Annotated in this window: 24 protein-coding genes, 4 tRNA genes and 1 riboswitch; of the genes, 11 read left to right on the top strand and 17 right to left on the bottom strand. The window is 62.9% G+C overall.

The window, feature by feature from the left end:
• Positions 1-1,020 (bottom strand): carbohydrate ABC transporter permease, encoded by a 1,020-nt coding sequence (locus tag ACFVSI_RS09360; protein WP_387822303.1) that lies wholly within the window; start codon positions 1,018-1,020, stop codon positions 1-3.
• Positions 1,021-1,107: 87 nt separating this feature from the next.
• Positions 1,108-2,400: an ABC transporter substrate-binding protein gene (locus ACFVSI_RS09355; protein WP_387822301.1), complete on the bottom strand. Its 1,293-nt coding sequence runs from the start codon at positions 2,398-2,400 to the stop codon at positions 1,108-1,110.
• A gap of 290 nt (positions 2,401-2,690) precedes the next feature.
• Here ACFVSI_RS09355 and ACFVSI_RS09350 point away from each other — a divergent pair, with 290 nt between their 5' ends.
• A complete protein-coding gene (locus ACFVSI_RS09350; RefSeq protein WP_387822298.1) occupies positions 2,691-3,092 on the top strand; it encodes a multiprotein-bridging factor 1 family protein in 402 nt (133 codons plus the stop codon).
• Positions 3,093-3,096: 4 nt separating this feature from the next.
• Here ACFVSI_RS09350 and ACFVSI_RS09345 read toward each other — a convergent pair whose 3' ends face one another.
• The 7 genes from ACFVSI_RS09345 to ACFVSI_RS09315 all read right to left on the bottom strand — a co-directional run bounded on the left by ACFVSI_RS09345 (position 3,097) and on the right by ACFVSI_RS09315 (position 6,643).
• Entirely contained in the window at positions 3,097-3,783 is a 687-nt protein-coding gene (locus ACFVSI_RS09345; protein ID WP_387822295.1) for a DNA alkylation repair protein, read from the bottom strand.
• Between the two features lie 2 nt (positions 3,784-3,785).
• Positions 3,786-4,397, bottom strand: coding sequence for a hypothetical protein (locus tag ACFVSI_RS09340; RefSeq protein WP_387822292.1), 612 nt, complete (start codon positions 4,395-4,397; stop codon positions 3,786-3,788).
• Positions 4,394-5,047: a DUF6286 domain-containing protein gene (locus ACFVSI_RS09335; RefSeq protein WP_387822289.1), complete on the bottom strand. Its 654-nt coding sequence runs from the start codon at positions 5,045-5,047 to the stop codon at positions 4,394-4,396. Before ACFVSI_RS09335 ends, ACFVSI_RS09340 begins: the two co-directional genes overlap by 4 nt.
• On the bottom strand, positions 5,044-5,424 hold the full coding sequence (locus ACFVSI_RS09330; RefSeq protein WP_387822286.1) for a hypothetical protein: 381 nt from the start codon (positions 5,422-5,424) through the stop codon (positions 5,044-5,046). Before ACFVSI_RS09330 ends, ACFVSI_RS09335 begins: the two co-directional genes overlap by 4 nt.
• Positions 5,421-5,612, bottom strand: a complete 192-nt coding sequence (locus ACFVSI_RS09325) for a DUF2273 domain-containing protein (RefSeq protein WP_144661797.1) — start codon at positions 5,610-5,612, stop codon at positions 5,421-5,423. The genes ACFVSI_RS09330 and ACFVSI_RS09325 overlap by 4 nt, the downstream gene beginning before the upstream one ends.
• Positions 5,609-6,055 carry an Asp23/Gls24 family envelope stress response protein gene (locus ACFVSI_RS09320; RefSeq protein WP_387822283.1) on the bottom strand — a complete coding sequence of 149 codons (447 nt, stop codon included), beginning with the start codon at positions 6,053-6,055 and terminating at the stop codon, positions 5,609-5,611. Before ACFVSI_RS09320 ends, ACFVSI_RS09325 begins: the two co-directional genes overlap by 4 nt.
• Positions 6,056-6,136: 81 nt before the next feature.
• On the bottom strand, positions 6,137-6,643 hold the full coding sequence (locus tag ACFVSI_RS09315; RefSeq protein WP_387822281.1) for a hypothetical protein: 507 nt from the start codon (positions 6,641-6,643) through the stop codon (positions 6,137-6,139).
• A gap of 170 nt (positions 6,644-6,813) precedes the next feature.
• Between ACFVSI_RS09315 and ACFVSI_RS09310 the strand changes: the two genes are divergently transcribed.
• The gene (locus ACFVSI_RS09310; RefSeq protein ID WP_387822278.1) at positions 6,814-7,452 is read left to right on the top strand and encodes a DUF6318 family protein; all 639 of its coding nucleotides are present in this window, start codon (positions 6,814-6,816) and stop codon (positions 7,450-7,452) included.
• A gap of 222 nt (positions 7,453-7,674) precedes the next feature.
• A complete protein-coding gene (locus tag ACFVSI_RS09305) occupies positions 7,675-8,403 on the top strand; it encodes a hypothetical protein (RefSeq protein WP_387822275.1) in 729 nt (242 codons plus the stop codon).
• A 280-nt stretch (positions 8,404-8,683) separates the two neighbouring features.
• Here the strand turns inward: ACFVSI_RS09305 and ACFVSI_RS09300 are convergent.
• From ACFVSI_RS09300 to ACFVSI_RS09290, 3 genes are all read right to left on the bottom strand, one after another.
• Positions 8,684-8,759, bottom strand: a tRNA-Phe gene (locus tag ACFVSI_RS09300).
• A 46-nt stretch (positions 8,760-8,805) separates the two neighbouring features.
• Positions 8,806-8,879 (bottom strand) — tRNA-Asp (locus ACFVSI_RS09295).
• Between the two features lie 84 nt (positions 8,880-8,963).
• Positions 8,964-9,036 (bottom strand) — tRNA-Glu (locus ACFVSI_RS09290).
• Between the two features lie 304 nt (positions 9,037-9,340).
• On the opposite strand from ACFVSI_RS09290, the gene ACFVSI_RS09285 reads away from it, so the two are divergent.
• Positions 9,341-10,282: a DMT family transporter gene (locus ACFVSI_RS09285; protein WP_306844110.1), complete on the top strand. Its 942-nt coding sequence runs from the start codon at positions 9,341-9,343 to the stop codon at positions 10,280-10,282.
• A 26-nt stretch (positions 10,283-10,308) separates the two neighbouring features.
• Here ACFVSI_RS09285 and ACFVSI_RS09280 read toward each other — a convergent pair whose 3' ends face one another.
• The gene (locus ACFVSI_RS09280) at positions 10,309-11,232 is read right to left on the bottom strand and encodes a PfkB family carbohydrate kinase (protein WP_387822272.1); all 924 of its coding nucleotides are present in this window, start codon (positions 11,230-11,232) and stop codon (positions 10,309-10,311) included.
• Positions 11,233-11,324: 92 nt separating this feature from the next.
• Here ACFVSI_RS09280 and ACFVSI_RS09275 point away from each other — a divergent pair, with 92 nt between their 5' ends.
• Together ACFVSI_RS09275 and ACFVSI_RS09270 are read left to right on the top strand one after the other, a co-directional pair.
• Positions 11,325-11,786, top strand: coding sequence for a metallopeptidase family protein (locus tag ACFVSI_RS09275; protein WP_387822269.1), 462 nt, complete (start codon positions 11,325-11,327; stop codon positions 11,784-11,786).
• Positions 11,787-11,796: 10 nt separating this feature from the next.
• Complete coding sequence (locus ACFVSI_RS09270; protein ID WP_387822266.1) at positions 11,797-12,717, top strand: cation diffusion facilitator family transporter; 921 nt, start codon at positions 11,797-11,799, stop codon at positions 12,715-12,717.
• Here ACFVSI_RS09270 and ACFVSI_RS09265 read toward each other — a convergent pair.
• Together ACFVSI_RS09265 and ACFVSI_RS09260 are read right to left on the bottom strand one after the other, a co-directional pair.
• Entirely contained in the window at positions 12,714-15,371 is a 2,658-nt protein-coding gene (locus ACFVSI_RS09265) for a PEP/pyruvate-binding domain-containing protein (RefSeq protein ID WP_387822473.1), read from the bottom strand. The genes ACFVSI_RS09270 and ACFVSI_RS09265 overlap by 4 nt on opposite strands.
• 50 nt (positions 15,372-15,421) lie before the next feature.
• Positions 15,422-16,459, bottom strand: a complete 1,038-nt coding sequence (locus ACFVSI_RS09260; RefSeq protein ID WP_387822263.1) for a universal stress protein — start codon at positions 16,457-16,459, stop codon at positions 15,422-15,424.
• Between the two features lie 417 nt (positions 16,460-16,876).
• On the opposite strand from ACFVSI_RS09260, the gene ACFVSI_RS09255 reads away from it, so the two are divergent.
• A complete protein-coding gene (locus ACFVSI_RS09255; protein ID WP_387822260.1) occupies positions 16,877-17,557 on the top strand; it encodes an FAD-dependent monooxygenase in 681 nt (226 codons plus the stop codon).
• Between the two features lie 100 nt (positions 17,558-17,657).
• Here ACFVSI_RS09255 and ACFVSI_RS09250 read toward each other — a convergent pair whose 3' ends face one another.
• On the bottom strand, positions 17,658-18,437 hold the full coding sequence (locus ACFVSI_RS09250) for an NlpC/P60 family protein (RefSeq protein ID WP_387822257.1): 780 nt from the start codon (positions 18,435-18,437) through the stop codon (positions 17,658-17,660).
• Positions 18,438-18,440: 3 nt separating this feature from the next.
• A riboswitch (cyclic di-AMP (ydaO/yuaA leader) is annotated at positions 18,441-18,629 on the bottom strand.
• Between the two features lie 150 nt (positions 18,630-18,779).
• Positions 18,780-19,412 (bottom strand): copper resistance protein CopC, encoded by a 633-nt coding sequence (locus ACFVSI_RS09245; protein ID WP_387822254.1) that lies wholly within the window; start codon positions 19,410-19,412, stop codon positions 18,780-18,782.
• A gap of 114 nt (positions 19,413-19,526) precedes the next feature.
• On the opposite strand from ACFVSI_RS09245, the gene ACFVSI_RS09240 reads away from it, so the two are divergent.
• The 4 genes from ACFVSI_RS09240 (at position 19,527) to ACFVSI_RS09225 (ending at position 22,729) form a co-directional block, all read left to right on the top strand.
• Positions 19,527-20,969, top strand: coding sequence for an NCS2 family permease (locus tag ACFVSI_RS09240; RefSeq protein WP_144661785.1), 1,443 nt, complete (start codon positions 19,527-19,529; stop codon positions 20,967-20,969).
• Between the two features lie 145 nt (positions 20,970-21,114).
• Positions 21,115-22,065 carry a formimidoylglutamase gene (gene hutG / locus ACFVSI_RS09235; protein ID WP_387822251.1) on the top strand — a complete coding sequence of 317 codons (951 nt, stop codon included), beginning with the start codon at positions 21,115-21,117 and terminating at the stop codon, positions 22,063-22,065.
• A gap of 52 nt (positions 22,066-22,117) precedes the next feature.
• Complete coding sequence (locus ACFVSI_RS09230; protein ID WP_387822248.1) at positions 22,118-22,594, top strand: hypothetical protein; 477 nt, start codon at positions 22,118-22,120, stop codon at positions 22,592-22,594.
• Positions 22,595-22,658: 64 nt separating this feature from the next.
• A tRNA-Cys gene (locus ACFVSI_RS09225) sits at positions 22,659-22,729 on the top strand.
• Positions 22,730-22,828: the final 99 nt, after the last annotated feature.

Raw genomic sequence — 22,828 nt, 5'->3', positions numbered from 1 at the left:
TCACTTGGCCTTTCCGGAAGATGTGGCTGCATCTACTGCATTCGCCCCAAGGAATCGGACGAAGATAAAGGCCACAAGGAAGATCACCAGGAATGTAATGGTCGATAGCGCCGCCGCCGTATTGAACCCTTGTCTGATTTGTTGGACCACAAGGATGGACAACGTGGTGGTGCCGTTCGCGCCCTGGGTCATGATGGCGGGAAGGTCGTACATGCGCAGCGCGTCCAGCACGCGGAACAGGATAGCTACCATCAGTGCCGGTTTGACCAACGGAAGCGTGATCAACCGGAAGCGCTGCCACGTGGACGCGCCGTCAACTTTGGCTGCTTCGTAAACTTCATCGGGAATCAGTTGCAGGCCTGCGAGGATCAAGAGCGCCATGAAAGGCGTCGTCTTCCACACGTCGGCAATGATGATGGCCCACTTGGCCGGCCATTCCGAACCTGTCCAGAGGATCTGGGTCCCGAACAGCTTGTTGGCGATGCCTTCGAAGGCGAAGATGAAGAACCAGAGCTTGGCGGTGACGGCCGTTGGGATGGCCCACGGCACCAGAACGGCTGCGCGGATCAGGCTGCGGCCACGGAAGGCACGGGCCATGATGATCGCCATCCAGAAACCAAGGATGGTCTCAAAGGCGACCGTGACTGCCGTGAAGAAGAATGTCGTGCCCATGGAATCCCAGAACTGGGCTCCGAGTGTTCCCGGGGGGCAGGCTACAGATCCGCCGCCGGGGGCCGTGCATTGCTGCAGCAGCCAGTGCGTGTAGTTTTCGAAGCCGGCCGGGCCGCCCTCCGAGAAGAAACCGGTTGCGGGGTCAAGGCCTGAGTCCTTCTGGAAGGACATGATGATTGCGTTGAGCACCGGGTAGATGATGACGATGGCCAGAAGGACGAGCGACGGCGCCAGGAGGGTATAAGCCCAGCGTCCTTGCGTGAGTTGCTTCCGGTCGGCGCTTTCGCGGCTTGGCATCGTGTGTTTGGAAGCCGCCGCCGCGTCTGGTTTTTGTAGTTCTGTTGACATGTCAAGACTCCTGTCAGGGAGATGGCCGTGGCCGGAGTCCGGCTGCCCGCCCGTCAGGGTCAGGCAGCCGGACTTTAGCCCGGGTGGTTACTTAGCTCCGGCCGACTCAATGGCCGCTTGCATGTCGGAGATTGCCGAGTCGACGGTCTTCTCTCCCTTGAGGGCGGCGTAGGCGTTATCCTGCACAGCCTTGGTGACGGCGGGGTAGAACGGCGTCACGGGGCGCGGAACCGCGTTCTCGATGGACGTCTTCAGCACCGGGAGGTACGGCAGCTTGGTCACGAGTTCCTGATCGTCATAGAGCTTGGTCAGGACAGGGGCCAGCGAACCCTGGGTAGCGTAGAAGCGCTGGGTTTCCTCGCTGGTGATGAACTTGATGAAGTCCGCAACCGTTGCCTTGTTCTTGGAGTACACGCTCATGGCGATGTTGTGGCCACCCAGCGAGGAGGCGCCGGGGCCATCCTTGCCCGGGAGGGGAGCCATCTTGAAGGTGTCCTTCACAGTGGACGAGCCATCGGTCTTGGCCAGGTTGTATACGTACGGCCAGTTGCGGTGGAAGAGGAGCTTGCCGGCTTCGAAGGCCTGGCGTCCCTGCTCTTCCTGGAAGGTGATTGCCTCGGTCGGGATGTTGCCATCCTTGTAGGCGTTGACCAAATTGGTAAGGCCGGCCTTGGCTTCACTGGAGTTCACGGCAGCCTTGCCGGAATCATCAACAATCTTGCCGCCCGCGGAGTTGATGGCTTCGGCCGCGTTGACCGTGAGGCCTTCATACTTCTGGAACTGGCCTGCGTAGCAGCCGATGTTGTTCTGCTTGGCGATGTCACACATCTTCATCATCTCGTCCCACGTCTTGGGCGGGTTGGGCACCAAGTCGCCGCGGTAGTAGAGGATGCCACCGTCCGAGCTCTGCGGAGCTGCGTAGAGGGTGTTGTTGTACGTGGCGCTCTTGACGGTGGACTCAAGCATGCCGTCCGTGGAGATCGCTGTCTTGTCCTTGAGCGGCTGCAGCCAGCCCTTGGCGGCGAATTCCGCCACCCAGATGAGGTCCACGCTCATGACGTCGTAGTTGGCGTTCTTGGCCTGGAAGTTCTGCACCAGGTCATCGTGCTGCTGGTCGGCCTGGTCGGACTGCTCCTTGAACGTCACCTTCTCGTTTGGGTGCGCAGCATTCCACTTTTCAATAAGCGGCCGGACAACGTTGCTGTTGTCCTTGCCTTGGACGTAGGTGATCGGCCCGCGGCCGTCAAGGTTGTTGGCTGCATCGCCGCTGGCACCTCCGGAACTGGTGCCGCCGCCGCCCCCACCGCCACCACAGGCGGTAAGGGACAGAGCCAGGACTCCGGCGACAGCTGCCGGAAGCAGGAACTTTTTGGATTTCATGCTGGGAACTCCTCGGTGAGTGGACCAGGTTTTTCCGCGGTGCGGTTGATGTGGTGAGGCTCACAATAGTCATGTGATTGCCGAAAATGCAAGCGCTTACACGCGCCGTAATCACAACGATACAAAGTAGTCTGATTATTTGCCGTGGAGGGCCCTGAGGGTGGAGCCTTCGAGGCAAGCCGCTCACATGTTCCCCCGTCTGGGTCATACGGGGCGGAAGGCCCTTTCCCAGGCTCGTGGAGGTTACTTCGATTTGATTGCCCACTATTGCCTATGGAACAGTGGGAAGTGTGGATGAACTCGAAGCATTACAGACCATCGGACGACTCATCAAAGAGGAACGCCTCGCCCAAGGTCTGAGTCAGGTGCAGTTGGCCAAACAGGCTGGTACTGCCATCAAGACCGTACGGACCCTGGAATCCGGTACGCGGCGCACCCAGGAAATCAACCAGCGCAAGCTTGAGCACGCCCTGGGTTGGCGGGCAGGGTCCGTCTCCGAGGTACTCAAGGGCAAATCGAATTTCGCACCCGACATGATCACGCCGGACGACATGCGCTCAAGCGACGTTACGCGGCAAGTGTCCGCCCACATTGCCCTTCCCGCGGCTCCCATAGCCCGGGCTTCGCACCTCTCCGACGAAGAACTCCTGGCCGAGCTCACGTACCGGATGATGCAGCGCAACAGAGACTGATGAGCTAGGCGCCGGCTTGGCGCTTAACCATTTCATTGATCCAGGCTGGGGCAAACGGGGAAGTACAGTTCGGCGGCGTTGGATAATCCTTCAGCACTTCCAAACGCTCACCAATATCCAATGCACGGGCGCGATGCTCCGGGTGCTCAATGCCGATTTGCGCCAGGCAATTGTTCATCGCCCACTGTAAACGCTCCGGAGCTTCCTTCATTTCCGATTCAATAATGTCCAGCAGTTCCCCGAAATTCAGCCCTTCGGGATTCTTGATTACGCGTTCCGCGGTCAGCGCCCAGCCCGCACTCGCCACCACAGGGTCGGCGTCCGAAAACCACACCACCCTCAAATCCTCGGCGAACTGACTCTTCTTGACCACATAATTCACCAGCCAGTCGTGCACTTTGGGTGTGCCGGCCTCCCGCAACATGGCATCCAGCTCGTTGTGTACAAAGGCCTTGGGGCGGCAGATCAGGAGAGAAAGCAGCCGGGCGGCGGTGTCACCCGTGGCCCACAGTTCGCGCGCCAAATCCGGCTGTACCTTGAGTCGCTTGGCTATGGCGCGCAGCTTGCCGAGGTTTACACCGTGATCGTCGCCGTGCTTTTCGTTTATTTCGCGGGCACGGGGATCCTCCAGCGCAGCAAGCTCCGCCAGGATGTCGGCCACTGATGCTTGCAGCACATTAACGGTTTCCAATGTCAGCGCACCCGTTCGGCCTTGGTAAACCGTGACCTTGTCCCGGAAACCATGTGCACCAAAACGGGCGTCTTTTGCCCGATGACAAGATCCAAGGCTTCAACCAGTTGCGAGACTTCCTCGGCCAAGAGATGCGGTGCCACGCCTTGCCGGGGTTGAATCCGTATGCGAAGGCCTGGCCGACCCCTGAACTCGTACGTTGCAACCGATGCACCTGCAAGGTCGGTCCTCTCCGCCAGGGCAGACCGGAGGGCTTGCTCAGCGACTCCACCGCCAATCCTCACTTCACCGTCGACATCGCTGTCATCGCTGCTGGCCACCAGCAGGTTGGCCCGTCCCTTGCCCTGCTGGGACAGCCACGCAATCATGGCGACGATGATAACCACCAGGACCACACCGGCCACGATCCAGAGCCAGCTCTCATCGCGGCCCGGGAAACGGGTCTGGCGGAAGGCATTCTCAGCGCCGGCCCAACCCCCCGCAGACCAACCATGCCACCAACCAGCCACTGCGGGAACGGTAGCCAGCAGCACGAGCAGCAGGCCGACAGCCAGAAGTTTGATCCCGATGATGAACAGCAGTACGCGGTTCAGTGCCCGAGGTGTCCCGTTCAAGCTCCGATCACCCCCGAAGACGCCAGGTTGACCCGCACAGTCGGCATTGGCACCGGCGACATCTCCTCAAGCTCAGACTGGACCGCGGCGAGCACAGCCTCCCGGCTCACCCTGCTCCCCGACGTGGGCCGGACATTGACCAGCACCGTTTGGCGGGAAACCACCACCATGACCTGTTCCTGGGTAACGTTGGCGGCCGTCCGTGCTCGACGGGCCAGCGCCGATGCCAACACCTCGTCATCAACCACGACGGCGGTACGCGGGTCGCGGAGCAAATGGCGCGCCCGCCGCCCGGGCAGCACTGCCTGGAGCAGGAAGAAGAGGCCCACCATGGCGATCACGGCCCCGCTCGCTCCCAGTAGGAGAGGCGAAATGCCCTCCGGAAGGGCGATGATCCGTTCAGCTGCAGTTGTGGGGTCAACCAGCCAAGGCGGCTGGCCGACGGCACGGACTCCTGCTTCCAGCAACGCGTACACGCAGAGGACGATGACGAGCACCGCTGCAATGACTGCTGCAGCTGCCCGGGACGAATGGGTTTCCCGGCGCAAAATACGACTCATTTCAGGGTCTTCCCCTGCTACACGGGTAGCACCGTGGTTTTGGTCCGGGCCGACAGCCAGGAACTTCTCCGTTTCCTGATCCTGCGTCATTGAACGCGGCCTCCCTCCCTGACGTGGGCCCCACTGATCCTGATGTCGACTCTGCTTAATTGGGATCCGCTCAGCCGGGTCACCGACTCAAGGACAACAGCTTTGGCAGCTACGGCCCGATCCCAGATGGAGCCACCGAAACCCTGAACGCGTCGGGGATCCCGGAGTACTTCCGTCAGAGCCGGGATGCTGATGGGTGCCACGATCGACAAAGCCAGCAGGCCGCCGTCGTCCGTCCAATCAGCGCGGATGTCGCTGGCCTCGACACCGAGCGCCTCAGCGGCGGCGGCGCGGGCCAGGGAAGTCAAAGCCTGGGTACTGATCCGGTTGTGGCCGGCCAGGCTGGTGGTGTGTTCCACAGCCTCAGCCACGCTCATGATGAGGAGCGCCGGCCCGTAATGGCGTCGAGGACGCTTCGCAGATCCAGTTTCCCGTCGGCGGCCCGGCCCAGGAGCGCTCCGATGCCCATGAAAAGCAGTGAGATCACGAAGCCCCACAGCCCGAACGAGAACGACATGAACGCCACGAAGGCTCCAATTGCGATTCCGACTACGGTCATGCTCACTGGAGTGACTCCCTTTCCACCACGACGGTCTTGGCTCCGGCCTGTTTTGCCGGCGGCGCTATGAAGACATCAGTGATCTCTATGTTCACTTCGATCACTTGGAGGCCAACAAGTTCCTCGACAGCGCGGTATACCGCGGCTCTGACCTGGTTGGCGACTCCATGCAAGGGATGACCGTAGAGGGCCACCAGTGTGATGTCCACGGCAACTTGGGTTTCGCCCACCTCGGCGCGGACACCCGCTGCGTGGTCTGAACTTCCTACGGCGTCACGGATCGCGCCAAGAGCACGGGAAGGACCTGATCCGAGGGAGTAGACTCCCGGCACTGCCCGGGCGGCGATGCCCGCCACTTTCGCCACGGCCGCTTCGGAGATGATGGTGCGTCCCGTCCCGGGAATTTCGCCCCCGGGCACAGGATCCGGCTGCACGTTCTGGACTTCCATGGAGCACTCCCCTTCTCTTGAGTACCACCCTAGCGTCTAGCTGCGACGCTTTGGAGACAAAGGGTTTGCGCGCGGCGTTGGCTAGGAGCAGTTCTTCTCCACCCACGCCGGGATGGGCTTCATCAGTTCCTCGAACTGCCCGTCGCCGTACTTGGTGAGATCCGATCCCGCTGACTCCGTGAAGTTCCTGAGCTTTTCGAAGGCAGGCTTCAACTCTTCGGGCACTTTGCCCTGCGCCTTGGACAACTCGTCTTTCGCTTTTTGGATGTCCTCAGGGTTGCCGCCGGTCATGGCAGCCATGGGGAGGATGGTGACACTGAGCAGGGAGGCGCTCACGGCCAGACAGGCCTCGGACATGGACGCGTACTGGCCGTAGGCGCCGCCGGTTCCCGTGGATGTGCTGGGGCTGGCCGAAGCGGAGCTTGACCCATCTTCCGCGGCCGGCCCCTTGGACGATGCTGCATTTGATGCCGAAGGCGTGCTTTGAGCGGCTGGCGCCGGAGAAGAGCAAGCGCTGAGCGTCAGCATTGCGATGAGACCGGTAGCGGCGACGAAGCGACCGGAAACAGACAGGCGTGAACGTTCCATGATTTCCCCCAAGGATGATGAAAAAGACAATTCGATGGGCTAAGAATACGTCGGAGATGCAACGGGGGCCAAAGACGTTATCCACAGGCATCAGTTTTCGGCTGGGAGCCGACGGAAGGCCCTGCATAGACTGGCCGCCACACCGTCGTACAGCTGTTGGGGAGCTCGTCATGTCACGCGTTACGTTTGCTGCTTTGTTAGTCGCGGCCGCCGTGCTTCTCAGCGGCTGCCAGGGCGGGCCCGGTCCCAGCGCTTCGCCTTCAGGACCGGGCACGACGCCGGCGCCCACCTTGAGCGTCTCGGTTCCGGCGGCCTCGGCTACTGCTACGGCGGATGCGGGGGTTTACAAGCCGGCGGATGCGAAGGGGAAAGCCGAGAATGTGCCAGTTCCCGTGATGCCGGAACTGGCGAAGGAGAACTCGAAGGCGGGGTTGGAGGCGTTTATTGGGTACTGGTACGCGCAACTCAGCTACGCCTACGAGACAGGGAACACATCGCAGCTCAAAACACTCAGCAGCCCCAGCTGTCTTTTGTGCGCCTCTCTACAACAAGGCATAGAGGCTGGCTGGCAAGACGGGCGCTGGATTGCAGGCGCAGGTACCAAGTCCGTGGCGATTCAGTCCGAATTTGATCCCACAGCGACAACGCAATCTGCCGTGGTGCAGGTGCTTCAGGAAGCTATAGAAATCTGGGAACCCAATGGGTCGCTATATCAAGAGCCAACAGCCGCATCGAATTCCGCCAGTCGAGCCGCCCTCCGTCATGGGGTCGATGGCTGGGTAATCGTCGATCTTGGTCTGATCCGATAACCCGTGCGGAAGCTTCAACGATGGATACCACTATCTCTGGCTGCTGCGTGCCTTTCCACGACTATTCTGGCAGGTGCCGCTCACGCAAAAGACCCAAAGATCGACATCGGTTACGTGGATAACGGGCTTAAGCTAACTGCAACTCAGTGGACAAGAGACCCTGTTACCGGCGTTTTCAGCCCGAAGGTAGACGGAGGCACGTCTGAAGACCCGAATCAGTACATGGCCGATGTTCATTGCCGTTCAGGCGGGTCCGACACACCGGACCGTGGCTGCCTCACGTTGGACTGCCCGCCGAAAACACCCGGAGGCGAAGCGGGCACCCCCGTGATTTGGCGGCAAGCTCCGAAGTCGATCACGAACCCGGTGTGGACGGACTACCCCGCCGTCAGCGGACCCACCTGCTTATACGGCCCCCAACCCGGGAACGTCCTGGCCGACATCGCTGCCCGGATCCTCACCGACTTCCGACAACTCCCCGTCAACCCCGGAACCCTCCAAGCCCAGCCCTTCCCCCACACCCTCAAAGGCGCACCCACCAACTTCTACACCAGCACAACCGCACAAACCTTCGACATCACCATCCTCGGCCAAGCAGTCCACCTCACCGCCACCCCCGCCGACTACACCTACACCTTCGGCGACGGCACCACCCTCGGACCAACACCGGCCACCGGATACTCCATCCCCCAGGATGAGTGGCTGACCACCCCAACGCGCACCAGCCACACCTACACAAACACCGGCAACTACCCCGCCACCGTCACCACTACCTTCACCGGCACCTATTCGGTCAACAACGGCCCACCCCTGCCCATCAACGGAACCATGAACCTCACCACCCCGGCCATCACCATCCAAGTCTGGAAAACAGAACGAGCCCTCGTCGCCGACACCTGCCAACAAAACCCCCAATCCTGGGGCTGCCCCGGCACCGAACCAACGCACTAAGGCCTGAGCACCGCAGCTTCCTGACCCGTCTAAACCCGAACCAGCTGGAAACCGCCGGAAAATCACGCTCAACGGCCTCAAGCTAGGTCAGGAAGCCACACGAGGTCCAGACCCGTGCCGCCACCACCAACTTTGGACGCGCACACCCACACGACACACCCCAACAACGGCATGTTGGCTTCATCACAGTTCCAAAGTGGGTGGTGGCGGCACACGTGAACACGCGAACAAAGGGTTAAAAGAAGAAAAGCACCAGTTCCGAAGAACTGATGCTTCCCAGTGGTGGCTCCGACCGGCGTCGATCCGGTGACCTTTCGATTTTCAGTCGAACGCTCTACCAACTGAGCTACAGAGCCTAGGTGACTTGTCACCTTGAGAACCGAATTGCTTCGGCGCTCAGAGCGACCCTGACGGGACTTGAACCCGCGACCTCCGCCGTGACAGGGCGGCGCGCTAACCAACTGCGCTACAGGGCCTTGCGTTTGCAGTATCTCTACTGCGTTTTTTTCAAGGCTTCTAGCTTACCAGACTTTTTTCGTCCGATTTACCACTTCCTTGCGTACCCCCAACGGGATTCGAACCCGTGCCGCCGCCGTGAAAGGGCGGTGTCCTAGGCCGCTAGACGATGGGGGCCTGAACTCAATTCGGATTTTGCAAAGAAAAGGGACGCTTTATGCGTTCTTTCCGTGTCTCGCTCGTCCGAACTGGACTCTAAAACTTTAGAGCATAGATACCGATATTCCCAAATCGAGGTCTGCGGGCGCACCTGGACCCGACACCGAGAGGTGAGATTCCGCCCCATCGAGGCCTTCAAAGAGTCGAGATCCCGCCCCTCGCGCAGGCACCGGAAGGCCCCGGACAAACTTTGGCAGGATCTTGCCCTGACGCGTCCGAAAACCGCCAGCCTGCCAAGGCAATGCCCGGATAGATTTGGCTCATGACAACCACTTCCCCGGCCGAACCCGGCCAGCCGTCCCCGGGCTTGCCTCCGCGCACCACCCCCGCGCCAGGAGCAGCCATCAGCAAAGCCGGCATCGCAGCCGTCGTCGTCACGGTCGTGCTCTGGGCTTCGGCCTTCGTCGGCATCCGGGCGGTCGGCCCAAGCTTCTCCCCCGGATCCTTGACCCTGGGACGTTTGGCGGTTGCCGCCGTCGTGCTTGGCATCGTCGTCCTGCCGACCCTGAAAGTCTGGCCGCGCGGCCGGGAGTGGCTGCCCATCGTGGCTTACGGGGTGATGTGGTTCGGCGGCTACAACGTGGCCCTGAACGCCGCCGAACACATGCTCGACGCCGGCACCAGCGCCATGCTGATCAACGTCTCGCCCATCCTCATCGCCATCCTCGCCGGCGTCGTCCTCAAGGAGGGCTTCCCCCGCTGGCTGCTGATCGGCAGCGCGGTGGCGTTCTGCGGCGTCGCGATGATCGCCCTGGGTTCGGGACAGCGTTCGACGGCGGATGTCGCCGGGGTGTTGTTGTGTCTCCTGGCCGCTGTGCTCGCCTCGGTGAGCGCGATCCTGCAGAAGCCTGTGCTCCGGAAGTTCTCCGCAGGCCAGGCAACCTGGTTCGGCATCATGATTGGTGCCCTGTGCTGCCTGCCATGGGCCGGCCAACTGGTCGCCGAGGTTCAGGCGGCACCGCTGCCGGCCACGCTCGGTCTGGTCTACCTGGGCGTATTCCCCACGGCCATCGCCTTCACCACGTGGGCCTACGCGCTCTCGCTGATCTCGGCCGGAAAGCTCGCAGCCACTACGTACCTGGTCCCCGGCACAACGATTCTGATTTCCTGGGCTGTCCTCCAGGAAGTTCCCACCATCTGGGGATTGATTGGTGGCGTGGTCTGCCTGGTGGGCGTCGGGCTGACCCGGCGCCGTTCGGGCTGACGGGGCACCCGCCCAGGGGGCAAGAGCTAGCGGGCCATCTCCGCCAGCAGCTCCCGGTGCGTGGGAGGGTTGGCTCCCCCACGGCCCACGGTAATGGCCGCCGCCATCGACGCGATGTTGCCGATCCGCTCGAGCACGGTAGGCGCGAGTCCGTCGCTGCCTCGAAGCAACAACCCCATGATCAGTGCTGACATGTAGGAATCACCGGCACCAATGGTGTCGGCCACGGTGGACGGCACGGCGCGGACCCGGATCTGTATGTGGCGGGTTGCCATCAAGGAACCCTTTGCGCCCTCGGTCATCACTGCCAACGTGGTGCCAAGCGCCAAGAGATGGCTCGCTATGTCTTCCAACGCCTTCCCCGGATAGAGCCAATGGGCGTCGGAGGCACTCATCCTGACAACATCGGTCAGTGGAACAATCTCTTCGAACGTGGTCAGTGCCTCGTGGTGGCTGCCCAGCAGATCAGTGCGGATGTTGGGATCGTAGGTGACCATGCACCCGCCCTGCGCCTGCTCCAACAAGCTACGGACCGACCCCGCTCCTGGTTCCAGGAACGTCGCGATGGACCCTGTGTGCAAAATCCTCGGAGCATACGGCAGGGCAAGTGGAGCCAGGGCCCACTCGATGTCGAAGGTGTAGGCTGCCGAGCCGTCGGCAGCTATCCGGGCTGTCGCCGTCGCGGTTTTTCCCATCGACTGGGACCCGGGCAGCAGCACCACGCCAGCGCTTTGCAGGTGGGCGGCGATGGCGTCTCCGCGCTGGTCCCGGCCGATTGCCGTCAGCAGGCCAGCTTTTACGTCCAGCCGGCCCAAGCCATAGGCGACGTTGGTGGGCGATCCGCCGGGGTACTCGGCCTGCCCGTCGGGCGACTGCACGATATCGATCAGCGCCTCACCCACCACGACGACGTCGAGGGGTTCAGACATGGGGGAGGCGGTGGAAGTCATGCGGTTCCTGTGTCTATGCGGAAGGGACTGAGTTCAGTATCCCTCATCACAGACGGGGCCCCAATACTGTCACAGCAGACTAAAGTCGAGTCATGCCCGCGAATCTTCCTCCCGGACTTCCCATAATTCCCGACGGCGAGCGCCCGTTTTCGCCGTTGCCGGACCGAAGCGCTGCGCACCGGCCGCCCTTCGAGATGTCGCCCGAGGATTTCGAGGAAGCCGTCAGCGATGCCTTGCAGCTGATTCCCGCGAAGGCCGCCCGCGCCATGGACAACGTGGCCATCTTCATCGAGGACGATTACACGCCGCAGCCGGGCGAAGACCCGGACACCGTTCTGCTGGGTCTTTATGAGGGCGTGCCGTTGACGGAGCGCGACTCGTGGTGGGATGCAGGGTCGCTGCCGGATCGGATCACGATCTTCCGCCAGCCCATCCTGGATATCTGCACCAGTCGCCAAGAGGTCATAGACGAAGTGGCCATCACCGTTGTCCACGAGATCGCGCACCACTTCGGGATAGATGACGATCGCCTGCACGAGCTCGGCTGGGGCTAGCCTTATAAGCATGGGGCATGATCACAACCATTCGCACGGCGTCACTGCAACCGGCAAGCACCGGAAACGCCTGATCGCTGTCCTGGGCATCACCTTGGGCGTGGTGGGCATCCAGGTGATTGGCGCCGTCGTTTCCGGTTCCCTCGCACTGCTGGCGGACGCGGGACATATGCTTTCCGACGCCGCGGGCGTCTTCATTGCGCTGATGGCGGCCTGGATTGCCACCCGGCCGGCCAGCGACCAGCGGACCTACGGGTACCAGCGCGCAGAGGTGCTCGCTGCCTTGGCCAACGCGCTGATCCTCATTGTGATCGCCGTCGTGATCATGATCGAGGCCATTCGGCGATTCGGCGAAACCACCGAGATCCATACCGACGTGATGCTGTGGGCCGCCATCCTGGGCGCGGTGGCCAACCTGGTTTCCCTGCTGATCCTGCAAGGAGCGCAAAAGGAGAGCCTCAACGTCCGCGGCGCCTACCTTGAGGTCCTGGGCGACCTTCTGGGATCCATCGCCGTCATTGTGGCCGCCGTCGTGATCATGACCACCGGCTTCTCCGCTGCCGACCCCATCGCCTCTGTCCTCATCGCCCTGATGATCATTCCCCGCGCATGGCACCTGCTCCGCGACGTAGTGGACGTGCTCCTTGAGGCGACTCCCAAGGGCGTGGACGTGAACATGATCCGCGAACACATCATGGCCGTTGAGGGCGTGGTGGAAGCCCACGACATCCACATCTGGACCATCACCTCAGGCGTGCCCGTGTTCTCAGCCCACGTGGTGGTGGAGGACGACGTCCTGAACGCCACGGGGGCCGACAGCATCCTGGACCAGTTGGGTTCCTGCCTTGGCCGGCACTTCGACACCGAGCACTGCACGTTCCAGTTGGAGCCCGTCAGCCATTCCGAGCACGAATCCCACCAGCACGCCTAGTCGGGTTCCCTTTCCGCGCTGACTGTCCCCGCCGCGCCGTCCACAGTGATGAGCTGGCCGGTACGTAGCCTCGTGGTCGCGTCCGGAACGCCCACCACAGCCGGGATTCCATATTCACGGGCCACCACGGCGCCATGCGAGTTGGGTCCGCCCATCTCCATGACCAGGCCTCCGGCCGTGAGGAAAAGCGGCGTCCAGCCCGGATCTGTGGATGGCGCAACGAGGATCTCCCCGGGTTCCAGGTGGGCTCCAACAGGATCCATGATGACCCGCGCGGGCGCGGTGATGAGACCCGACGACGCCGGACTCCCGGACAAAGTGCCCGGGCGCTGCCCCGCGCGGGCTGCGGCCGTGGCCTCGGGTTCCGTGCCGTCGGACAGGAGCATCCGGGGAATGTGCCTCCGGCGAAGTTCCTGTTCGTAAGCAGCCCTGTGTTCAGCCACAGCGCCACGCAGATCCTCGCCTGCCAGCGCGTTTTCCACCGCGTCCAAGTCCAGGAAGAAAATATCCCCGGGCCGCTCGATCCGATGCGATGCTGCCAGTTCGTTCCCGACCAGCAGCAACTGCTCCCGCGCCGCGGCGAGCCCAAGGACCAAGTTGTATTTGGGCGACTCCCGTAGACCAGCAAATCTCCGCGTACGGTCCAGGGCTACGCGCACCACCAATGCGTGGAGCGGGCTGATTGCTCGGGCCCGCGCCACGAACTTTGCCACCTGCTGGTCAGCGTCTGCGGCTGCTTTCCGGAACTGCTCGTCGGGGGCGCCGGCACCGGGCTGAAGCCTCAGATAGTTGGCAAGGACTCCGAGAATGTGGGTTGGATCATCGCGCCAACGGGGCATGCCAAGATCGATCTCCGCAACGGCCCGATGCCCGTAGGTGTGCAGGAACGCGTCCATGCCGCTTTGGGCCACGGCAGGCAGTTCGGCGTCCCGGTATTGAGCAGCCAACGCTTCTGCCGTTTGGCCCGCCATGGAGGCGGCGGCGTCGGGATCTTCCAGGATCTGCGAGGCGAGGTGCCATAATGCCAGGTCCATCTCAGTGGTGACATTGTTTGGCAGGCCACGGATCACGGTTTGTAGTTCGTCGTAGGACGCTTGTTCGCCCAGCATCCGTCCCACCAATGCCAGCAGCGCGAAGCCGAGAAGGGGAAGCGGCAACAGCTGGGGCACTGTGGCAAAGAGTTCCCGTCCGAGAATTCTCTGGACGTGCGCGATCCGCTGATGTGCCGTTGCTTGGGCGGGGACGGCCAAGGCTTTCCGAAGGTCCGAGTTGAGGCGCTCCACCCTTTGCATCGCGGCATCCGGACTGAATAAACCCCGGAGAATCAACTCCGGAACTCGGTACTTGGCCGCCACAGGGGCAACGTGGCGGATGAGTTTCAGCGGAGTTTTGATGGTTACTGAAAAGCGTGGGTCTTCAAACAAGCCCCGCATCAGTGTGGCGGACCGGGCTTCCATGACATCAAAGACGCGGGGCACAATCTTCCTCCCGACCCGGCTTCTCAGCACCGAGGTCAGATCGAAGAAGATGCGCTGGCCGGCTTCGTAATAGGGCGGCGGGCCTGATCGGGGATCCGGAATGGCGAAACCCGCAGTTCCGGCAACACACGAAGCTATGAGACGGATTCCGGCCAGGCCCCCGGGCGTCAGTGGCCGGGTGAGCCCTTGCGCGAGGCTGAAGTTCAGGAACGCATGGACACCGGGCACCGGAGGGGTACGGGTTGTCAAGGGGTACAAGGTGGTGATGGGGCGTGCCTGCGTCAACCACAGTTTCCCGTTGGCATCGAGCGCCCACTCGGTATCCTGCGGAGCTCCGTAGTGTTGCTCCACCAAGCGGCCCAGCCCCGCCAGCTCCCTGATCTGCCGGTCACTGAGGCAAGGTTGAATGCCGTCATTAGCGAACCGTTCCTGGTGGGCCCGTTCCCTCCTCTCAGTTCCACCGCCCGGGACGGAACGGATCTCCACCTGCCGGTCACCCAGGGTTCGTTTCAGAATGGCACTGCTGGCCAGGTCCACAACGTACTGATCCGGGTTCACGGCCCCGGACACCACCGCTTCCCCTAAACCCGGGCTGCCATCGATCACTGCCTCGGACCTCTTGCCCGTCACCGGATTGGCTGTGAACATTACTCCCGCCGCGACGGAATCCACCATCACCTGGACCACGACAGCCAGGGCCGCAGATGCGTGGTCGATGCCGTTGGTGGCCCGGTATGTCACGGCGCGGTCAGTCCAGAGGGAAGCCCAGCAGCGGCCCACGGCGTCGAGAACCGAGTCCACGCCCACTACGTTCAGGTATGTGTCCTGTTGACCGGCGAAACTGGCGAAGGGCAGATCCTCGGCGGTGGCCGATGATCTGACGGCCACGGGGGCTTCGTTCCCCAGCCCTTGGTAGGCCGACCGCACCGCGGCAGCAATATCGGATGGCAGTCCCGCCTCGAGCACCAGTGAACGGGCCCTTCCGGCGAGCAGGTTCAACCCCGGGAGGTCGGCCGTGCTGGTGGACTTCAGAGCCTCGCAGACCTCATCGAGGCCGCTGGCGGAGAGGGCCCGCCGGTAGGCCTCTGTGGTCAGGCAAAAGCCCGGCGGTACGGGCAGGCCGGCGCTTGCCAATTCCCCCAGATTGGCTGCTTTGCCGCCCACGTCGGGAAGCATGGGTCCACGAATATCCCTGAGGTCCAGCGTGAACACCGACGGCCCGTTTCCTAAGCCGCGCCGAGCATCGGGCCAAACTTGTCGCGGTCCCCCAGCCGGGGATCCTCACGGTCCGGAACTACCAGCACCGGTCCCTTGGCGTGGTGAAGGACGCCGTCGGAGGTAGAGCCGAGCAGCATGCCCGCAAACCCACCGCGTCCGCGTGTACCCAACACCACCAACTCCACGCTGCGGCTTGCTTCCACCAGGACGTCGACGGGCGAGCCGTCCCTGAGGTCCGTTTCGATGGGCAGCTGTGGGAAATGGCTCCTCAACCACGCGACGCCTGCTTCAAGCTGGACCTTGATATCGGCAAACAGGGCGTCCCGGTCCAACGGGGCGGGCACCCAGGCCAGCGAACCGCTGTACTGGGGGACGGCACAAATGACGCGGAGCTTGGCTCCCATGCGCTGTGCCTGTTCGGCTGCTTCGAGCACAGCAACACGCGCCTGCTCGGAGCCGTCCACGCCCACTGCGATGACGTTTTCCACGGTACGGGGACCGGCCTTGGCGTGCTCGGCCTTGATGTGCTTGTCTTCGGTATTCTCGCCCAGCCGGTCGGCGCAGTAGAGGGGGACAGTAACCGTGGGGCATTTGGCGTGGGCAGGCAAAGCGCTGCTGACAGATCCCAGCAACCGCCCAACAAAACCACCGCGGCCGCGACTGCCGAAAACCAGGAGTGCGGCGTCCGCCGAGAGATCCAGCAGCACGCCGGCGGCGTCGCCGTTTTCGACCGAAGCATCGACGTCGACGGAGTACCTGGCCACTTTGTCCATGGCCTGCCGGACAATGGCTTCCGCGCCCTCGCGTATGACCGAATCGTCCACGGTGGCGTATCCGCCGTCGAGCCCTGAGGCGGCGAAGATCGGCACCGAGTAGGCGGTGACGATGTGTAGTGGGAGCTGCCTGCGTTCTGCCTCGCGTGCGGCCCAGACCAAGGCACACTGCCCGTGTTCCGAACCGTCCACCCCAACGACGATGCCGCCCGGTGCTACCGTCAGGCCCTCGCCGTCCTGTGGCTCTTCACTGTGTCTGCCGTGCTGGTCCATTTGGGGCCCGCCTCTCCACCTACTGCTTGATGTTCCGGCCATTCTGCCAGAGGTTTTCCGCTTCGGAATCCCTCATGGCTCCATTGTCAATGGCCGGGGCTGGATTAATGTGAAATTTCTCCGTCCAATGCCCACTATTCTCGGTCGGCAGAGACGAATCAAGGCGGGTTGGCGCTATGTGTATAACAGTCCGGGTTCGGTTCCGTGAGCCCAATTTTGTGCGCGCAACCAACCACCGGAACACGCTGCCGCGAGAGGCTATCCATGGGCGAAAAAGTTCGGTAGTGTTCGAGTCACCGAATGGCCGGCAAAGGTGTCCTACAACACAATCCGGCCATTTGTTTGCGGCCGCTTGGGGAACTCGGACGCGATCCCACGCGAGGCCGCAAGGCACACACGTCAAGGAGGAACCAAGCAGTGTCAGACGCGCCTGATTCCGGCACGGAACGCACCACCACCGTGGTTATAGGTGCCGGCCTGTCCGGCTTGGCAGTTGCCAGTGAACTGAGCCGCTATGGAGTGGGCTCCATTGTGGTGGATGGCTTTGGCGCACTGTCGGCCACCGGCCCGGCCGTCCACACGGGCATGCTGCAGCGCTGCGAGGTGACCGATCCCGCCTCCATCAAGGAACGCAACGAGATTCTGCGCCATCTGCGCAATTACGCGGCCAGCCACCATCTGGATGTACGCAACACGACGAGGGCCGTGCGTCTGGATTTTCTGGGCGCAGACACATCCCAGCACATCGGCCACGGGCTAGCCGCGAGCATGACCCTTAACGGGCTTCGCGCAGCGGGCCCTCTTGAATCAGCACCTCGTCAATGGGCAGTCCACACAGCCCATGGGATCCTCCTGGCAGACCACGTGGTGGTGACGCGCTGCGCCCAAAGCCAACTGCGACGGATGCTGGCCGAACTCGGGATCGCCGTGGGCCAGAACCTCGTGGCTGCCATGCGGGCCCTGGGGATGCACCTGGTGGGCGTGGGCGAATTAATCACACCGACCCCCAAGGAAGTGCTCCGCCAGGCCAAGGCCGTTGGCCAGGCGATCTCCTCAAAGGTTGCGCTGCCGGGCGGCCCCGGGGTCGCCATCGCCTAGCCATCAACAAGATGCAAGCCGATCTTTAAAGCCCAAAGGCCGGTGTCTTTCGAAGAATCAATCTTCGGAAGACACCGGCCTTTGCGTTGAAGCGTGAGGCTTATGCGCCAGCGCGTACGTAGGTGATGGGTCCCGTTGCGGTCAGCCAGCTGATCGGGTGGATGCCCGTCTGGTTGCCGTTGATGCCACCGCTGATGGCCTGGCCGTTGCCGATGTAGATGGCAACGTGGCCGGACTGGACGATCATGTCGCCCGGCTGGGGGTCGCTGACAACCTTGCCGTAGTTCAGGAACTGCATGGGTGCCAGGTCGCCAACAGGGATGCCGGCGGAGCCGAGGGCCCGCTCAACCATGGCGGTGCAGTCCTGCATGATGCCGATCTGGGCGTAAGCCGAGGCAACCATGGCAGCGTTGACGCCACCAGCGGCAGGAGCCGCAGCTACCGGAGCGGCAGCAGGAGCAACAGCGGCCGAAGCAGCAACTGCGGCCTTGGCGGCAACAGGAGCCGCAGCGACGGTAGCGGTCTTGGGCGCAGGGGCCTCAACGACCGGAGCCGGCTTTTCGATGACCGGAGCTGCAACTGAGGCAACTGCGGGACGCTCAAAGTTGATGGTCGCCGTCGAAAGGGCGGTAACAACCTTGGTGGGAGCCTCGGATGCGGTCTCGGCGACCGTGGCGGGGCTGGAGTCGCGCTGTGCCGGAGCTTCGGCTGCGTGGGCAGCTACGGAGCCGGTCAGTACGAGTCCGGAAGCTGCTGCGATAACGGCTGCCTGGCGGCCAGCGCCGGAAGCGTTGCTGGCAACTGCCTTGGAGATGGAGATGAACGGATTAGGACGTACGCTGTCCGCCTTACGACGGCCGCGAAGAATGCGTGAAGACATGAAAGAGCCTCTCCCGATGCCTGCGAGGTTAGCTGTCGGATTCGGATGGGAGTCACCCGGCCACTATCTCCCGCTGAGCGGAAGCTTCGTGACTTCACCCCAAGGCGCGCTCGTAAGCGGCCCAAATTGGGTTCCCCGTCTCTGCCGTAGGTTTGTCTGCGAACGGATTCCGGACTGCGGCAGAGCTAGGCAATCAGGCCGGAAGTGCCTGCTGCGTGGAACAGGCACAGGTACCACCGTACGCGATGATCGCCACGAAGTCACATTTAAGTAACGGGAACCGTTGCTTTGGCGTGTCGCAGTAACCGAACCGAGATATTCGCAGCTATGTAGAAAACCCCGTCATTCCGCGGATGCGGGACCTTCAGGGTCATCGGGTGCAGCGAGTTTCTTCCGGGCTGTCACAGCGAGGAAGATCACGAGCGCCACAGCCACTGCTGCAATGATCACGATGCTCCATGGGAACGGCTGGGACGCGTCCGCTGCGGGCGCGCTGCTACCCGTTCCGGGAGGTGCCGAACCCACCGACGGGACCGTGGCCGACGTCGCCGACCCGGACGGTGAGGCAGCCGCAGTGCCGCTCGCCGCCGTCGTGCTTCCTGCGGTCGCCGTGAACTTAAAGGTCCCCTCGATCGGGTGCGAATCGGAGCTGACGACGCGCCAAACAACGGTGTACTCCCCCGCCGGCGCGCCCGGGCGCAGCTTCTGCACAGCTTGGCTGTCGATGATTTCCACGGGTCCGTCGGCCCAGTTTTCGCCGCCGGCGGTTACGGTGACGCCCGAACCGATGGCCAGGGGCCGGTTGTTGAACGTAATGGAAACCGACGCCGGTACTTCAGCCACGGTGGCACCATTCGCCGGCGCCGTGGATTCCGCGACGTCGTGCGCGGACGCCGGTGCCGCGGAAAACAGCAGGGCAGAGGCGAAGGCAAAGGCGGCGACGACGGCGGCCAGAAGCGGGCGGATGGTACGCATGGGGCGGTTTCTCCTAGTGTTGGCTTCCTTACAGACTAGGGGAATGGTCCGCAGCCCCCACATTCCACGGCATAGGATTTGATAGCACACTCCCCCCAAAACCCGGAGACCTTCATGCTTAAACAAGGTTCTGCAGTGGACCGCTACTTCAAGATTTCCGAACGTGGTTCCACGTACTCAAGGGAAATCCGCGGCGGTTTCGCAACATTCTTCGCCATGAGCTACATCGTGGTGCTGAACCCGCTGATCCTCTCGGGCGCCGATTCCAGTGGCGCGTCCCTGGGCTTCACCGCGGTGGCGGCCACCACGGCGTTCGTTGCCGGCATCCTGACCATCCTCATGGGCGCTTGGGCCAAGCACCCCTTCGCCGTGGCAACCGGGTTGGGTGTCAACGCCTTCGTAGCGGTCACCGTTGCCTCCCACCCGCAGCTGACCTGGCCGGACATGATGGGCCTGGTGGTGCTCTCCGGCGTCACCATGCTGATCCTGGTCCTCACTGGATTCCGGACCGCTGTGTTCAAGGCGGTGCCCGAAGCCCTCAAAACAGCAATCGTGGTGGGCATCGGCCTGTTCATTGCCCTGATCGGCCTGGTGAACGCCGGCTTCGTCCGCCGCATCCCGGACGCCGCAGGCACCACTGTTCCGCTGGGCCTCGGCGTTGACGGCAAACTCATGGGGTGGCCCACGCTGGTGTTCGCCGTCGGTTTGATCCTGACCATCGCCCTGGTGGTCCGCAAGGTCCGCGGCGCGATCCTGATCGGCATCGTCGTCTCCACGGCGCTGGCTGCCATCCTCGAGTTCACCCTGCACATCGGGCCCAGCTTCGACGGCAAGAACGTTAACCCGCGCGGTTGGTCCCTTGTGGCGCCCACCCTGTCCGAATGGGGCGCCCCGGACCTCTCCCTGATCGGCAAGGCCAACCCGTTCGGCGCGTTCCAACACCTCGGCTTTATCGCCGCTGCGCTGCTGGCCTTTGTGATCCTGCTCAGCATCTTCTTTGATGCCATGGGCACCATGGTGGGCCTGGCAAACGAGGCCGGGACCGTGGACAAGGACGGCAACATCCCCAATGTGGACCGGGTACTCCAGGTGGATGCCCTCGGTGCCATTGTGGGGGGTGGAGCGTCGGTTTCCTCCAACCAGATCTTCGTGGAGTCCGGCGCGGGCATCGGCGAAGGCGCGCGGACCGGTCTCGCCTCGATCGTCACCGGCGTCCTTTTCCTCATTGCCATGTTCTTCACGCCGCTGATCAACCTGGTGCCCTTCGAAGCCGTAGCTCCCGCCCTGGTGGTGGTGGGCTTCATGATGGTGTCCCAGGTGGGCAAGATCGATTGGCAGGACTGGGGCGTCGGCATTCCCGCGTTCCTGACCATCGCCCTGATGCCGTTCACCTACTCCATCGCAAATGGCCTCGGCGCCGGCTTTATCTCCTTCGTCCTGATCCGCACCTTCCAGGGCCGTGCCCGCGAAGTCCACCCCCTGATGTGGGCTGTGGCTGCGGCGTTCCTGCTGTTCTTCGGCATTGGAACTGTGGAGGAGTTGTTGGGCGTCAAATAGACCCCTCACCGAGTTGGCATTTGATGACAGTCCGGGGCTCTGACATTGTCATTAACTGCCAACTCGCGTGGCGTATTCCGGTATTTCAGACACTCCGGACCCGGAACTGCTGTTTTTGGCAGTCCGGGTCCGGTGTGCTTTAACCATGCAAACCAGCCACATCACCGTAGATGTCAGCCCCACTCCGTGGACCGGTCGTTTCGACGGGGACGACGCGGAACATCGCCGCTGGTGGCAGGCCATCACCCCGCACACGCCTGAAGCTGCCGACGCAGCCTCGCGTCCCGCCGTCGTACTTGGCTTCTGCAGCGACGCCGGCGTCCTCCGCAACAAGGGACGCGTGGGTGCCGCCGCGGCTCCGGCCGCCATCCGCTCGGCCCTTGGTCCGCTGGCTTATCACCTCGACCGTGACGTGTTCGACGCCGGTGACGTGGTTGTGGAGGACGACTCACTGGAAGCGGGCCAGGAGCGTGCCGGCCGCGCCATTTCAGAATTGCTCGACGCCGGTAATCTCACCGTGGTGCTGGGCGGCGGACACGAGACCGCCTTTGCCAGCTACCTGGGGGTGGCGGGATCGGAGGCCGTGCAAAGCGGCAAGCGACTTGGTGTGCTGAACCTGGATGCCCACTTTGACCTGAGGGATGAGCCGGTACCGAGCTCGGGCACGCCGTTCCTCCAGATGGCCCAAGCGGAAGCCGAGGCTGGGCGTGAACTGCAGTACGCCGTCGTCGGAATTTCGCAACCGAACAATACGCGCACGCTGTTCGACACCGCGCACCGCCTAGGCGTGAAGTACCTGCTGGACGAGGACTGCTCCTCCGAAGCCGTCGAGGCATTCGTTGCGGACTTCCTGGCCGGCATCGACGTGCTCTATCTGACCATCGACCTTGACGTGATGCCTGCTTCGGTGGCTCCGGGAGTCAGTGCACCCGCGGCGTATGGCGTGCCATTGCCCGTGATCAGCGCAGTGTGCCGCCAAGTTGCGGCCAGTGGAAAGCTGCTGCATCTGGACGTGGCCGAACTGAACCCGGAATTCGACATCGATTCCCGGACCGCCAAAGTTGCAGCCCGCTTGGTCAACACATTGCTCGCGTAGCCCTGTTTTTGGGGCCATCCTCCGCTTAGCCTGTGTGGAGGGAAGGATGGCGATGCGCGCAGTTCCTGTGCAGGACAAGTGGGCCTGGGTATCCGGGCTGATCGCGGTTGGCCTGGGCCTGGCAGCCCATATGCTGGCTGGCGGCAGTTCGCCGGCCTTCCCCGTGCTCCTCGGCTTCACCGCATTGTGTTGCCTGGCCGCGGAACTCCTGGCGCGCTGGGTGCATGGACCCCTGGTCCTGCTGCTGGCCTCCGGCGTGGCCCAGCAACTGTTGCACTTTGGTTTTGCCGCCCTTGGGGGCTACTTCCCCGGCAATGGATGGTTTGAGCACCTCCACGGGGCGCAGGTCCTCGGGGACGTGCCCGCGGGGGTGGCCTCGAGCGGGGGGTCGCCACACATCATGCTCTACACGCACACTACGGCAGCCATTCTCACTCTCGTCGCGGCGGCGGGCGTCTCAAAGGTAGCCCGACGCGTGTCCTTGGGCCGGCATGCGTCACCAGCCGCAACCAAAAGCAACACCGCGTAGCCCTGCGAAAGCCTGGGAAATGAACATTGAACCTGCCGTGGCCAGGCGCCTAGTGTCATTTGCACGTGGTGTGCCCGAGAGGCCAGGGAGCTGCCTGCAAAGCAGCGGACGCGGGTTCGAATCCCGCCACCACGTCTGCTGCGGTACTTTGCCCCTCACCCCCGCCGAGTTGGGCGTTTTAACCAATGTTTTGGGCCAAAAATGGTGTTTAAAGCCAACACGCGGCGAGGATAG

The organism is Paenarthrobacter sp. NPDC057981, assembly GCF_042886835.1.
Lineage (GTDB): Bacteria > Actinomycetota > Actinomycetes > Actinomycetales > Micrococcaceae > Arthrobacter.
Note: the sequence above shows the minus strand (reverse complement) of the source record. Positions and strands in the feature narration are given on the sequence as shown.

Coding starts and splice junctions, on each gene's coding strand:
- ACFVSI_RS09270 (WP_387822266.1), top strand. CDS start 11,797: ATGGGGCATGATCACAACCATTCGCACGGCGTCACTGCAACCGGCAAG.
- ACFVSI_RS09265 (WP_387822473.1), bottom strand. CDS start 15,371: ATGCTTCCCGACGTGGGCGGCAAAGCAGCCAATCTGGGGGAATTGGCA.
- ACFVSI_RS09250 (WP_387822257.1), bottom strand. CDS start 18,437: ATGTCTTCACGCATTCTTCGCGGCCGTCGTAAGGCGGACAGCGTACGT.
- hutG (WP_387822251.1), top strand. CDS start 21,115: ATGCAAACCAGCCACATCACCGTAGATGTCAGCCCCACTCCGTGGACC.
- ACFVSI_RS09355 (WP_387822301.1), bottom strand. CDS start 2,400: ATGAAATCCAAAAAGTTCCTGCTTCCGGCAGCTGTCGCCGGAGTCCTG.
- ACFVSI_RS09230 (WP_387822248.1), top strand. CDS start 22,118: ATGCGCGCAGTTCCTGTGCAGGACAAGTGGGCCTGGGTATCCGGGCTG.
- ACFVSI_RS09305 (WP_387822275.1), top strand. CDS start 7,675: ATGGCCGATGTTCATTGCCGTTCAGGCGGGTCCGACACACCGGACCGT.
- ACFVSI_RS09285 (WP_306844110.1), top strand. CDS start 9,341: ATGACAACCACTTCCCCGGCCGAACCCGGCCAGCCGTCCCCGGGCTTG.
- ACFVSI_RS09330 (WP_387822286.1), bottom strand. CDS start 5,424: ATGAGCGTGGCTGAGGCTGTGGAACACACCACCAGCCTGGCCGGCCAC.
- ACFVSI_RS09240 (WP_144661785.1), top strand. CDS start 19,527: ATGCTTAAACAAGGTTCTGCAGTGGACCGCTACTTCAAGATTTCCGAA.
- ACFVSI_RS09315 (WP_387822281.1), bottom strand. CDS start 6,643: ATGGAACGTTCACGCCTGTCTGTTTCCGGTCGCTTCGTCGCCGCTACC.
- ACFVSI_RS09280 (WP_387822272.1), bottom strand. CDS start 11,232: ATGACTTCCACCGCCTCCCCCATGTCTGAACCCCTCGACGTCGTCGTG.
- ACFVSI_RS09335 (WP_387822289.1), bottom strand. CDS start 5,047: ATGACGCAGGATCAGGAAACGGAGAAGTTCCTGGCTGTCGGCCCGGAC.
- ACFVSI_RS09360 (WP_387822303.1), bottom strand. CDS start 1,020: ATGTCAACAGAACTACAAAAACCAGACGCGGCGGCGGCTTCCAAACAC.
- ACFVSI_RS09320 (WP_387822283.1), bottom strand. CDS start 6,055: ATGGAAGTCCAGAACGTGCAGCCGGATCCTGTGCCCGGGGGCGAAATT.
- ACFVSI_RS09275 (WP_387822269.1), top strand. CDS start 11,325: ATGCCCGCGAATCTTCCTCCCGGACTTCCCATAATTCCCGACGGCGAG.
- ACFVSI_RS09310 (WP_387822278.1), top strand. CDS start 6,814: ATGTCACGCGTTACGTTTGCTGCTTTGTTAGTCGCGGCCGCCGTGCTT.
- ACFVSI_RS09245 (WP_387822254.1), bottom strand. CDS start 19,412: ATGCGTACCATCCGCCCGCTTCTGGCCGCCGTCGTCGCCGCCTTTGCC.
- ACFVSI_RS09260 (WP_387822263.1), bottom strand. CDS start 16,459: ATGGACCAGCACGGCAGACACAGTGAAGAGCCACAGGACGGCGAGGGC.